The sequence below is a fragment of the Mucilaginibacter sp. P4_C11 genome, assembly GCF_056402115.1.
Window position 1 is genome coordinate 129,391 of record NZ_JBFUIA010000014.1, and the last position, 13,020, is coordinate 142,410.

12 protein-coding genes are annotated in these 13,020 nt (G+C 42.1%); 4 read left to right on the forward strand and 8 right to left on the reverse strand.

From position 1 onward, the window contains the following. Positions 1-921, forward strand: coding sequence for a ribosome small subunit-dependent GTPase A (rsgA, locus tag AC1DU2_RS14765; protein ID WP_477385105.1), 921 nt, complete (start codon positions 1-3; stop codon positions 919-921). Between the two features lie 74 nt (positions 922-995). Here rsgA and AC1DU2_RS14770 read toward each other — a convergent pair whose 3' ends face one another. The 3 genes from AC1DU2_RS14770 to AC1DU2_RS14780 are packed head-to-tail and all read right to left on the reverse strand — an operon-like array spanning position 996 to position 5,727. Beyond that, positions 996-3,437, reverse strand: a complete 2,442-nt coding sequence (locus tag AC1DU2_RS14770; RefSeq protein WP_477385106.1) for a hypothetical protein — start codon at positions 3,435-3,437, stop codon at positions 996-998. Next, a complete protein-coding gene (locus tag AC1DU2_RS14775) occupies positions 3,400-4,440 on the reverse strand; it encodes a hypothetical protein (protein ID WP_477385107.1) in 1,041 nt (346 codons plus the stop codon). The genes AC1DU2_RS14770 and AC1DU2_RS14775 overlap by 38 nt, the downstream gene beginning before the upstream one ends. Before the next feature lie 51 nt (positions 4,441-4,491). Further along, positions 4,492-5,727, reverse strand: coding sequence for a cystathionine gamma-synthase family protein (locus AC1DU2_RS14780; protein ID WP_477385108.1), 1,236 nt, complete (start codon positions 5,725-5,727; stop codon positions 4,492-4,494). 189 nt (positions 5,728-5,916) lie between these two features. On the opposite strand from AC1DU2_RS14780, the gene dtd reads away from it, so the two are divergent. The 3 genes from dtd to AC1DU2_RS14795 all read left to right on the forward strand — a co-directional run bounded on the left by dtd (position 5,917) and on the right by AC1DU2_RS14795 (position 7,720). Next, on the forward strand, positions 5,917-6,375 hold the full coding sequence (gene dtd / locus AC1DU2_RS14785; RefSeq protein ID WP_477385109.1) for a D-aminoacyl-tRNA deacylase: 459 nt from the start codon (positions 5,917-5,919) through the stop codon (positions 6,373-6,375). Between the two features lie 19 nt (positions 6,376-6,394). Next, the gene (locus tag AC1DU2_RS14790) at positions 6,395-6,721 is read left to right on the forward strand and encodes a nucleotide pyrophosphohydrolase (protein ID WP_090638190.1); all 327 of its coding nucleotides are present in this window, start codon (positions 6,395-6,397) and stop codon (positions 6,719-6,721) included. 120 nt (positions 6,722-6,841) lie between these two features. After that, a complete protein-coding gene (locus tag AC1DU2_RS14795; RefSeq protein ID WP_477385110.1) occupies positions 6,842-7,720 on the forward strand; it encodes a DUF4349 domain-containing protein in 879 nt (292 codons plus the stop codon). A gap of 24 nt (positions 7,721-7,744) precedes the next feature. On the opposite strand, the gene AC1DU2_RS14800 is transcribed toward AC1DU2_RS14795, so the two are convergent. The 5 genes from AC1DU2_RS14800 to AC1DU2_RS14820 form a co-directional block, all read right to left on the reverse strand. Next, positions 7,745-8,500 carry a 2-phosphosulfolactate phosphatase gene (locus tag AC1DU2_RS14800; protein ID WP_477385111.1) on the reverse strand — a complete coding sequence of 252 codons (756 nt, stop codon included), beginning with the start codon at positions 8,498-8,500 and terminating at the stop codon, positions 7,745-7,747. Positions 8,501-8,562: 62 nt separating this feature from the next. Beyond that, the gene (gene gcvT / locus AC1DU2_RS14805; RefSeq protein ID WP_477385112.1) at positions 8,563-9,642 is read right to left on the reverse strand and encodes a glycine cleavage system aminomethyltransferase GcvT; all 1,080 of its coding nucleotides are present in this window, start codon (positions 9,640-9,642) and stop codon (positions 8,563-8,565) included. Positions 9,643-9,738: 96 nt separating this feature from the next. Next, positions 9,739-10,947, reverse strand: a complete 1,209-nt coding sequence (locus AC1DU2_RS14810; protein ID WP_477354882.1) for a glycosyltransferase family 4 protein — start codon at positions 10,945-10,947, stop codon at positions 9,739-9,741. 69 nt (positions 10,948-11,016) lie between these two features. Beyond that, the gene (locus tag AC1DU2_RS14815; RefSeq protein ID WP_477385113.1) at positions 11,017-11,613 is read right to left on the reverse strand and encodes a ribonuclease HII; all 597 of its coding nucleotides are present in this window, start codon (positions 11,611-11,613) and stop codon (positions 11,017-11,019) included. A 155-nt stretch (positions 11,614-11,768) separates the two neighbouring features. Continuing rightward, entirely contained in the window at positions 11,769-13,007 is a 1,239-nt protein-coding gene (locus AC1DU2_RS14820) for a PP2C family protein-serine/threonine phosphatase (RefSeq protein ID WP_477354888.1), read from the reverse strand. Positions 13,008-13,020 lie beyond the last annotated feature (13 nt).

Here is a 13,020-nt window from a genome sequence, read left to right on the forward strand (position 1 = left end):
ATGCAGGGATTACTCATCAAATCAACCGGAAGCTGGTACCAGGTGCAAACACCCGATGGCCAACGGATTGATTGCCGGATAAAAGGCAAATTCAGGATGCAAGGCATCACCACCACCAACCCCGTGGCCGTGGGCGATGTGGTGGAATTTGAAATGGAACCCGAGCAGGAAAGCGGGGTAATTACCAAACTGCACCAGCGTAAAAACTATATAATCCGCAAGGCTATTAACCTGAGCAAGCAGGCCCAGATTATAGCTGCCAACCTTGACCAGGCGCTGTTGGTAGTAACTTTAGCTTCGCCACGCACCTCATTAGGGTTTATCGACCGATTTTTGGTTACCGCCGAGGCTTATGATATACCTGCCCGATTGATATTTAACAAAGTAGATTTGTTTAGCGACGAAGGCCTGGAAATATTGGCCGACCTGAAAGCCGTTTACGAAAAAATTGGATACCCCTGCTTTGAAGTATCAGCATTGGAGGGCACCAACATTGATAAAGTACAGAAACTTTTAAAAGATAAGGTAACGCTGTTTTCGGGCCACTCCGGCGTAGGCAAATCAAGCCTTATTAACGCCTTGTTGCCCAACCTTGACCTGCGTACCCACATGGTATCTGAGTGGAGCGACAAAGGCATGCATACCACCACCTTTGCCGAAATGTTTGAACTACCCCAGGGCGGCTTTATTATCGACACCCCCGGCATCCGCGAATTGGGTGTTATCGACATAGAAAAAAACGAATTAAGCCACTTTTTTCCTGAAATGCGCTCGCGCATGAACCAGTGCCGTTTTAACAACTGCCGCCACATTAACGAGCCAGGCTGTGCTGTGCTGGAAGCTTTGGAAGAGGGTGATATTGAACTATCACGTTATGAAAGCTATTTGAGCATTTATCATGGGAATGATACCAGGGCTTAGGGAAAAGAGTTAAGAGATTAGAATCAAGAGTTAAGACAGCTTCATGTGCTGGCCCATCGTTCGATAATAAACCCCTACTTTTTCCTCCCCGCTATAAAATCTCTGAAATCACTGCATTCATTTATGGCAAGTTTATAAAAAGCAGTTTTTGAGTAGTTTTGATGCAATTCAACAAAATAGGGATTATGCTCCATCATAACGTTGTATTTATTAATTGCTATTTGGTATTCCTTATCGGTAAGGTAATAATGTTGCGGGTACCTAACCTGGTTTTGACAACATTTGGCTGCCATAAAGGTACAGCGGGCCTCAAAATCCTTGTTTTTACTTAAAGCCCGGGCTTTAAGGTAATATTTCTTTGCATTAGAGGCTCTTAAAAAATCGGTGTCGTAATACTCATCGCGTTTACGGTCAAAATCATACTCGGCCCAGGTATAAGCAATCAAGTACCATGCATTACCGTAATACGATGTGTTATACATGCCTGTTGCTATTTGGTAATAATATTGTGCTGCATTCCGGGGATCGGTTTTTACAAGATTTTCTAATTTAGCCATACGCAGCGCAAAGCTTGATTTTGTGTAAGCCGTTTTTTTATATGTAGGTTTACCCATGCGCTCGTTCTCGAAAAAAGGGTCTGCACTATATTCTTTTCCCGCCCAATCGGTATATGGTGTATGTTTCGCCAGCTCTTTCGGGATATTTTTAAAGGCCCCAAATGCATTTACATACTTGTGCTCTCGCAAATAAGCTGTGCCCAAAAGGTCATATATATCGTAGCTTAGCTTTTGGTTTATCTCCGAAGTGAGCACCTTAAGGTACGGTGTTTTGTTACGGTCTTTAATCAATGATATCATTTTTTCAAGATTGTGCGAACGTACTTTGCGTTGTAAAAAATCCGGCATATTAAAGCCAGGAGCCACTCTATAAATGGGTATTGTTTGATCCCCTCTGAGTATTGCGAGGGCGGCCATCGCGGTATCTTTTTGTTTTAGATAAATTGGCGACAATACCAGTTTATAAAAGTCACGTGCTGATGTTGAATAGCTTTTAAGATAATAGCTATCGTTTCCATAATTAGTTCCCAATTGGTATTTAGTATAAGCGGCCTCCCACTTTACCTTTTTATCTAACCATGATAAAGATGTTGCCAATTCTGCTTCGTTTATACGATTGAGCTTATTTATCTTTTGGGCTAATAGTAAAAGCCTTATCATTTGTCTCTGATCCTCAAGCGCAGGAGTTAGTACACCTTTTATTGAAGCTAAAGCTTTAAAACCGTCGGCATTGTTATGCTGCATCCAGGAAAGATAGGCTACCGCAAGTTTGGCTAATGCTGGCTGCCTATATTTTCCTTCATTTGCCAGGCGGTTACAAAACGCCTTAAGGCGGGGTAAATATGTTTCTTGTTTTTTTACGGAATTGGCTTTAGGCGTAAAAACAAAATGATAGTAATCGTAAGGATTAGAAAGTATTTTTTTATTAATTTTTGACCAAAGGTACCCCTCTTCTATTTTATTGATTTCGCGCACCAACAACATTTTTATCAATTCTGATTTTGGTGCACACTGATAAACCGAGGCAAGTGCTGAAAGACTCACCTTGGGGTTGCGAAACCCCTTGATCGCGTACACGTAAGCTTTTTGGTTGGGGGTTTTGGCAAATTTCGTAATACTTGCAATCGGAATGTCAATACCATTAAACTCGTAAAAAGCCTGTATCCGTCGCTCGGGATAACGGGCAAACACTACCGAGAACAAGTAAGCTGCCTTTGCCGGATCGCCTGTTCTCCATTCGCTTCCTGCTCTTAATGAAAGTGCCCAACCTTTAACGTGACTTTTTGACTTAGAACCTGCTATATGTTTGGCATATAATTTAGTTGCACCAAGTTCTTCGCCGGCATAATACATCAAGCGCTGTGCCTGGTAATAATAGCGCAGCTTTATAAAACTACCAGCAGTAGTTTTGGCATATTTTACCGCCTCGCGTGCTTTAGCATGCATCAACTTTTTATCTGGCAACGTTGTACTCCATCTAATATCAACAGATGAGACGGTTAACGGCTCCAATGTTTTCGCAAAACGATAATATTGCAACGCTTCATTATTACTTCCTGAAACGAGCACTCTTAAGAACGTATTTTTTTTCAGACTATCAGGTAGCCTACCGTTCGGCTTTAAATAATTTAAAAGCAATAACGAATCAACAGGCCTGTTAAATTCATACATCGCTTTGCTCACGTCGCCTTCTAATACGCCTTTACCTAAATGCGCAGCCCATTCGGCGCTATTAACATTTGCCTCGTCAAGCGGGTCATGGTCCTCATTTAAAAACGACATCCCGTTAAAATAAAATGATTTATAATTATCATTCTCCTGTATCGTGTTATGAAAAAAAGAAGCATAATAATCATACGGATCTGCTTCCGGGCCACAAGCCAGGTCAATAGCAACCCCTATAAAAAAGCATGCAATAACGCTAACGGAAAATATGATCAGTTTTTTCAAGGTCGGCATAGGTATAGGTTTTTATTACTGGCTCGTCAAGGTGAAAATAAATGACATTTAGTGTATCTGCTTTTATCAGCGGCGATAAGTAAGCGGCTGTGGCTTGCAAATCACCGGCCGAAACTGCCTCCCATCTTACTTCGTCATTGGCTTTTAAGCCATCATCGGGCAGGTCTGTTTTAGCACGGTAAATATTATTCCCTATAAATATAAACTGATTTTTGTTATGCAAATCATCAATCGAAATTCTTTTTGCAATACCAATGTACTCATGATCACGAAAGGCCACCGCCCAGCTAAATAGCGGCAAACCCACATCAACAGGCAGGGGATAATTGCTCATGTTATCGCCGATATATTTCTTCAGTTCGGCAATTTCCAGGATAGAGTTTTGCTGCCCATACTTGCGCAGGTTACCCATATTATAACACATTAACATTACCCGGCTAACCGGTGGGATGCCGCTGCTTTTTTGATTTTTTATTTGATGAAGCCTTAGCGTGACCGAAAAACACCTGCTTTTTAAGTAAGGTACCTGTTGCAGCTTTTTCAGCAGATAAAAGAAATTCTCGCGGGTACTTGCCGTCCAGTCACAATCCACCTGAAATTCATCAAACGTATACTTGCCGGCCTGGTGTATTTTGCCATCAACAAAATTGCTGATTTTACCGGCCAGGTCATCTAGCTGAGGATGGGTGATGTTTTTGAGAATGTTATTAACAATAAATACAACAGGAACAACAGCAACAGTATCCGGCAGTTGAGCATTAAAGGTAATGGGCGATATCGGAACAGGCGAGGTGCCCGTTTCGTCCATATCAACATCCATTATCCGCACGTACAATTTACTGGCGTGAAAATGCCGTAGATAAGCCTGCTCGGTAGGATTGGCCTTATAAACGGTTTTCCAGTAATAAAAGGAAGTATTAACCACGCGATCGTGCTTACACGATGCAGAACAAAGCGCAAAGATAAAAAGGACAAGGAATGAACTTTTATTGCATGTTTTCATTCTTTGTCCTCTAAAAATATCGTCTTAATTCCTGACTCTAACCTCTCGATTCTATTCCAAAGCTGTCTTAAAATCTTCCACTAAATCATCCAAATCTTCGATACCTACTGATAGGCGGATCATGCTTTCGGGAATACCCATTTCGGCGCGGCGCTCGGCACCAAGCTCAAAAAATATGGTTTGGGCTACGGGGATAGCCAGGGTACGGGTATCGCCCAGGTTGCTCGATTTTACTACCAGCTGTAGTTTGTTTAAAAATGCAAGGCAATCAATACTGTCGTCCAGTTCGATGCTCATCAGCCCGCCAAATTTGGCAAATAACTTACCGGCACGCTCATGTTGTGGGTGGCTTTCCAGGCCCGGATAAAATACCTTTTTAATTTTTGGATGGCTTTCAAAATATGTAGCCAACGCCAGCGCGTTATTACAGGCCCGCTCCAAACGCAAAGCCAGCGTTTCTGACCCTACAGACAAAGAGTGTGCAGCCTCGGGCGATAAAGTGCCGCCTGCATCGCGAAGTCCTTTTTTACGAATCTGCGTCATACCCAAAGCTTCGGGTTTTACCTGGGTTTTAAAGCTCGGGAAAATATTGGGGTATACGCTCCAATCAAACAAGCCGGTATCGGTAACACTGCCGCCTAATGCATTGCCGTGACCGCCAATGTATTTAGTTAACGAGTTGATTACCAGGCCTGCCTGTACATCAACCGGGTTAAACAGGTAAGGCGACGTCATGGTGTTATCTACCACGTATAAAATTCCTTTTTCGCTGCAAAGTGTGCCAATACCCTCCAAATCTGCAATTTGCGTGGCAGGGTTGGCAATGGTTTCAACAAAAATAAGTTTGGTATTTTCTTTTATTTCGGCGCGAACGTTTTCAACATCTGTAGCATCAACAAAGGTAATATCCAAACCTAAATCAATATACGTTTGAAAAATGCTGCGGCTGTTGCCAAATAAAAACGAACTGGCTACAATATGATCTGTATGCTTTATTAATGCCATAATGGTGGCCGAAATAGCCGCCATACCGGTAGAGAAAGCGATAGAAGACAAGCCCTTTTCCATTTGGGTTACTTTATACTCCAATGCGGTAACCGTAGGATTTCCCTGGCGCGAGTATGCGTAACCTTTCTTTTTGTTCTGAAAAATATCAACCAAATCCTGCACATCCTCGTGCCCGTAAGTAACCGAAGTGTGGATTGGTTTATGTAAAGATCCATGCTCTGGCTTGCCCAGGCGGTCGGCATGTAATAGGGTAGTTGTAAAGCCTCTTTTAGTAGTCATTGTGAACCTATCAGTAAAAAAATAATAGCGGTTGCGAACTTAGCGGTTTTTGAGCAAAAAATGACGACTTTTTTAATATACTATGAGTAAGTAACAAGATATGAGAATAGACAGACAAGAAAGAAAACAACGCTTATTGTATCATGAACCTTTTTTGCACTATCTTTCTACTTCCAAACAATCAGAATAATGAGGGCAGTATTACAACGGGTTACCGAAGCAAGTTGCAAAGTTGATGGTGAAATAACCGGGCAAATTGGCGCCGGCTTCCTGGTATTGCTGGGTATCGAGGATGCCGATACTGACGAGGATCTAAACTGGCTGGCCAATAAAATTGCAGGCATGCGTGTTTTTGGCGATGAGAACGGCCTGATGAACAAAGCCCTTGCCGATATCAATGGCGACATATTGCTGATATCGCAATTCACCTTATTTGCCCAAACAAAGAAAGGAAACCGGCCATCATTTATCCGGGCGGCAAAACCCGATAAAGCGATTCCGATGTATGAGCAAATGATAAAAACGCTTGAAAACATCATCGGTAAAAAAATAGCTGCCGGCATTTTTGGAGCCGATATGAAGATTAGTTTATTGAATGATGGCCCTGTAACCATTGTGATGGATACCAGGGACAGAGACAATCATTGAAAATATTTTAACAACTTTTATGGAAATTAAAGAAGCACAGCATCTGGTAGATAAGTGGATAAATACCACGGGCATCCGGTATTTTAATGAGTTAACCAATACTGCCATTTTGATGGAGGAGGTGGGCGAAGTAGCCCGCATTATGGCGAGGCAGTATGGCGAACAATCATTCAAAAAATCGGATACAGAGGTAAACCTGGCAGATGAAATGGCGGATGTGCTTTTTGTGCTGATATGCCTGGCTAACCAAACCGGTATCGACCTCACGGATGCACTGGAAAAGAATATGGAAAAGAAAAGCATCCGTGACGCCGACCGGCATAAGAATAACGAGAAGCTGAAATAGCGCAAGTCAAAATTATATATTTATTTTTATTATTTAACAAAATTAAATTTGTTAAAAATCGCATTTTAGATACTTTAATAAGGAAAGTGCCGTTAAAACTCAAAACTAGACTTCCTTATTATGAAAAATTATATTATCTCATTTACCTTGTTGATTGCGCTCTGTTCATGCGAAAAGAAAAGTGAGCCATCAAAAATGAATGCTGCGGATATCATGCTGGCACCGCCACCGGTGGCAGAAGAAAAAAGTATAGGCAACGCAAATTCTTTAGCTAAATCAGCTGCAGATAAAAGCATATCACTCCAAAAAGAGACGATTGATACTTCAAAAAAGATCATTAAGGAAGGCGAAATCCGTTTCCATACCGGCAACCTCAACGCTGCAAAACAAAAAATAGTAAATTCATTACAAAGCCTTGGAGGTTATGTAGCCGAAGAAACAGAAACCAATGGCAGCGATAACAGTCAAAAAGAATTTGATTTAAAGGTCCGCGTACCCTCAAAAAATTTCGACAGGTTCCTGGATGCGCTGCAAGCCAGCGGCGATAGTATCGACACTAAAAACATCCGCAGGAAAGATGTTACCTCAGATTTTATCGACATAGCAACCCGGTTAAAAAACAAACAGTTACTGGAAAGCCGATACCTGGACTTGTTAAGAAGAGCCACAAAAACAAGCGACTTATTGGAGATAGAGGACAAGATAGCCGATATCCGCACGGATATCGAGTCAACCCAGGGGCAGCTAAATTATATGACTCGCCAGGTTGCTTTCAGCTCGCTTGATATCACTTTTTACAATAAACAAGGTGAACGAACAACTAACGAAAATGGCTTTAGCTACCGGTTTAAACAGGCAATAACCCAAAGCTGGGATATTGTACAAGGCTTGTTTTTTACAATCATCACACTTTGGCCGGTTTTAGTTATAGCACTTATAGTTTTTTTGTGGTTCAGAAGATGGGCAAGAAAAAGAAAACTGCAAAAGGATGCCGAATAAAAAGACGCTAATACCCTGCTAATTTTATTGCTGTAATTTCACCAATCGCTCCCCATCCAACACCGGGATAGCCGTTGCGATATCTACCTGCAAACAAAAATCGATATCCTTTTGGATACCTAATTTTTTAAGCCGCTCGCCGTGGGATGTCTTTTTGAGGTAATCGTTAATATCATGCTTACCCAATTGGTACAAATCATTGGCGGCCAGCGCGGCATCATCCAAAATATAACCGTCAGTTTTTAATTGATCGATTACGGCACCGGCAAACAGCGTATCCTCGAGGTTGAAATTATTTTTCCAGCCCGCACAAACCAGCAATACGTTATCGTTCTGCGTTTTGAGCCAGTCGCTTAATGCAGTAAGGTTCAGGAACGATCCTATCACAATCTTTTTAGCTGTGCGGGATAAATGCAGTGCGTGGGTACCGTTTGTGGTGGTAAGCACCACTGTTTTACCGGCAACTTTTTCGATAGTGTATGAAAATGGCGAATTACCAAAATCAAAGCCGTCAACTACTTTTCCGTCGCGTTCTGCTGCCAAAAGGTAATCCAGCCCTTTCTCTCTATACGCGGAACACTCCTCAACCTGTGATACCGGGATAATAGCCTCAGCACCGTTTTCAATACCATAACATATAGATGATGTTGCCCTGAAAATATCAATAACCACTACAATGTATTCCTCCACATTAAAAAGTGGCAGCAATGCAGGGGTAAGGCAAACGTGTGCCCCCCGGCCCCCTGAAGGAGGAGTTTGGTTATCGATACTTTCAGACATTTGTTTAAACAATAAATTAGAGTGCAGACTCTTGTTCCCCCTTCAGGGGGTTAGGGGTGGGCCTATTTGTAAAAAGGCGGCTTTACAATTTTAGCCTTTATTTTATTATCGCGGATGCTGATGAAAATTTCTGTACCTTCTTTAGCGAAGGCATTATCAACATAACCCATGCCAATTGCTTTTTGTAGCGACGGCGATTGCGTGCCCGATGTTACCTTACCAATGGTATTGCCATCGGCATCAACAATGGGGTAATCGTGACGTGGAATACCGCGGTCTATCATTTCAAAACCAACCAGTTTTTTGCTTACGCCTGCTTGTTTTTGTTGCTGCAAAGCTTCAGCATTGGTAAACTCCTTGTTGAATTTGGTTACCCAGCCAAGGCCGGCCTCTAATGGCGATGTGGTATCGTCAATATCATTACCGTAAAGGCAAAAGCCCATTTCTAAACGCAAGGTATCACGGGCGCCTAAACCAATTGGTTTTATGCCGAATGGTTCACCGGCTTTAAAAATTGCAGCCCAAATCTGTTCTGCGTATTGGTTGTCAAAATAAATTTCGAACCCGCCTGCACCGGTGTAACCTGTAGCCGATATTACCACATTATCAACACCGGCAAACCTTCCCTTTTTAAAAGTATAGTATTCCATGGATACCAGGTCAACATCTGTAAGGCTTTGTAGTGCTTCGGCAGCTTTGGGACCCTGGATGGCCAGCAATGATGTACGGTCAGATATGTTTTTCATATCAACACTCTTAGTATTGTATTTGGATACCCAGTCCCAGTCTTTATCAATATTTGATGCATTAACTACCAGCATGTACGTCTTTTCGTCAATACGGTAAACCAGCAAATCATCTACAATGCCACCGTCTTCGTTTGGCAGGCAGGAGTATTGCACTTTGCCATCGTATAATTTAGCGGCATCGTTACTTGTAACCCGTTGGATAAGGTCAAGCGCGTTATCGCCTTTCAAAATAAACTCGCCCATGTGGCTTACATCAAACACCCCTACCGCCTTGCGTACGGTTTCGTGTTCGGCGTTAATACCCACGTATTGCACGGGCATGTTGTAGCCGGCAAAAGGCACCATTTTGGCACCGGCTTTTATATGTACATCGGTTAAAGCAGTATTCTTCATGCGGTCAGTTCAATCAGCCGCAAAGGTAATTATTTTGGTGAGGAAAATTAAGCCGGGTTGCAAATTAAGAAAGTGGTTTTATAGCTGATAGTTGACTCAGCTATCCGTTTTACTTAGCTCCTCATAAAACTTAACCAAATCCTTTGCAACCTTGTTTACATCATGCTGCTGCTCAACCAATTTGCGCGCATTGAGGCCAACGCTTTTGCAAAATTCTTCATCGGATATGCACCGTTCTATGGCATGGTAAAACTCGGCGCGATCATTGGCTATCATGATATTGGTGCCGTTGGTAAAGTTTATACCTTCGGCTCCTAAGGCGGTGGATATAATACATTTTTGCATGGCCATTCCCTCTACAATTTTCACCCGCATACCTCCGCTTGATAAAAGCGGAACAATCATAATGGCTTTGCTATTTACAAAATCAAAAGCATCGTCAACTTCGCCCTGGATAAATATTTTACCCATTACCTCATAGTCGTCAAAACGCTCGGGAATGTTATGGCCTGCCACGTAAAATTTAACCCGCAAATCGCCTTCTGTCAGGTCTTTATAGAAATTATCAATAAACCATTCTATCCCCTCACGGTTGGGCAGCCAATCCAGCGAACCAAGGAAAAACAAGCTGGGGAATTCTGTTTTCTTAAAATCGGGGCGGTACCTGGTAAGATCTATCCCAACAGGAAAAATCTCGACCGGAATGGTGGCGCCGTATGAAAGCACCGTTTTTTGATCTTCGGCTGTAAATACCGCAATTGCGTCAAACTTATTAAGCTGTTGCAATTCATAATCTTTTATACGGCGGGCAACCATGCGCAGGTACCACCTTTTAAGCAGGTCGGTTTTTTGATGCGCAAGCCGCTCATAAACCTGGTGTTCGATGTTATGTGACCGGTAAATAAGCTTGGCTTTTGATACTTTGCGAATAGATGCCAGGTAAGGTGTTACAAACAAACCCTCAAACTGAATAATGTCATAAGCGGTTTGCTTTAACTCCCTGATAAGCAATTTCTCAAACTCGGCATCGTAATACCTATCTACGTTGTTTGATTTTTTGCGAAACAGGTTCACGGCAGCATCAAACATAGATACGTTGATGTTGATTTTAAACGAGCTATAGTTTATTTTATCTTCCAGCTCATCTTTTTCATAATAGCTGCTGCTATACTTTTGCGCATTTAACGCCACCAGCGACACTTCATGCCCAAGGGCAATTAATCCTTTTATGGTATTGCACACCACTATGGCATATCCGCCATTTTGCGGAAATGGGACACGATGTGTTAAAATAAGGATCTTCAAATGATTGATGGGTTTGTCACAAAAATACCAACCAGAAAGTGGTTATCAAAACATATACCCAAAGTATCTTTAAAAAATACTCAGCTGCGGGTCGCTCACCCTGAAAGTTTTACGATGATATGGCGTAAAACCAATTTTCATAACCGTTTCGCGGTGTTTTATAGTTGGATAGCCTTTGTTTGTATGCCAATCATATTCCGGGTGTTCGGCAGCAATTTTTAACATATAGTCGTCCCGGTAAGTTTTGGCTAATATGGATGCCGCTGCAATACTGAAATATTTACCATCGCCCTTAATAATGCATTCGTGCGGAACGTTTGGGTATTTTTTAAACCGGTTGCCGTCGATAATTAAAAACTGCGGCGCAATGTGCAGTTTTTCTATAGCGCGATGCATAGCCAGGAAAGAGGCATTAAGAATGTTGATTTCGTCTATCTCAAAATTATCAACCGATGCAACAGCATAAGCAATGGCCCGTTCTTCAATTACTGTACGTAGCTGATAACGTATCTCTTCCGATACCTGCTTGGAGTCGTTCAGTAAATTGTGATCAAAATCATGAGGGAGGATAACAGCCGCAGCAAACACCGGCCCTGCAAGGCAGCCGCGACCAGCCTCATCACATCCCGCTTCAATCAATTCAAATTGGTACCTTGCTGCTAACATGTTACAAAGATAGAGGTATCAAGTAGTAAGTATCAAGTATCAGGACCGAAGAATAGTTCAGCAATATAATTTTAGACCGGCATTGATGAAATTCGCTCCAATTCACGCCTATTCGTGTGTATTAAATTCGCTTCAATTCGTGAAATTGGCGTGTATTAAAATATCTTCAGTGTAAGCAGGGTAATATCGTCTATTGGCTTGCTTTTATGCCCAAGGCTCAGGTGATCTAAAAGCAGGTCGTTAAAATTATCGGGCGACAAGTGTCCGTGTGTTTTTACAAAAGCAAGTAGTTTATCTTCGTTCCAAACCTTGTTACTGGTTGATTCAAAATCCATCAAACCATCGGTATAATTTACAATAAGGCTGCCGGGTTCAACATCCACTTCTCCTTCGTTTAAAAAAGGTAGTTCTTCAAAAACACCAATCATTGTGGTACCCAGTTTTAGCGGAATGGCCTCACCATCAGCAAAAAGAATGGTTGGGTTATGGCCGGCGTTAATATAATTTAGTTTGCGTTTCTTTTGGTTATACCGGGCCAGGAACAAAGTAATAAACCGTTCGCCCTTGGTATTGTTAAGCACTATTTTATTAAGGCGATCAATAATATTGGTCAGGTCGTCTTCCACCGCGGCCCAGGCGTGCAGGCTGGCCTGAAAATTTGCCATCAGCAGCGCTGCCGATATTCCTTTACCCGATACGTCGGCAATACACCATAAAAATTCGTTTTCATTAAGGCGGATAAAATCAAAATAATCTCCTCCTATATTTTGATGGGGCAGATACTTAGCGCCAACTTCTACTGCATCATCTTTATGAATCCTCAGCGGTATCAGCATATTCTGCACCTCAACGGCAAGCTCCATTTCGCGCTGAAAACGTTCTGATTGTAAGCGCTCTTTAAATAATTTTTTATTCTCCAGCGCCACGATGATCACATTCATCAGGGTTTGGATGAAGTTAAGATCGTTGCTTAACATCTCGCCCGATGTGTCAAAATCGCCGATAAGCGCGTAAGCCAGGGCCTTACTTTTGTGGTATATCGGAATAAAATAATTGTATTTACGCAGGGTAATATCCTGGTGGTCGGCTATCGCCACAGGCGACTTAACCTTCTTTAATTTATCACACGCCCTGCTCAATGCCATCGCCGACTCTGTTTCGCCGCCGTATTTAGAGATACATACAAACTTATTTTCCTTTTCTATCAGGAAACGGAGCTTGCCAACCTGCAGATAGTTTTGCAGGATAACCTCAAGCATTTGTATAAGTATTGGGGTAGAAGTATTCTTATTAATGGCCCTGGTGATCTCCAATAAGGAATTCAACTCGGATTGCCGTTTCAGCAACAGCCTTATTAATTCGTCTTCGCCAGAACTATCGTCTTTGTATTGCATTTGTTTTTAGTCG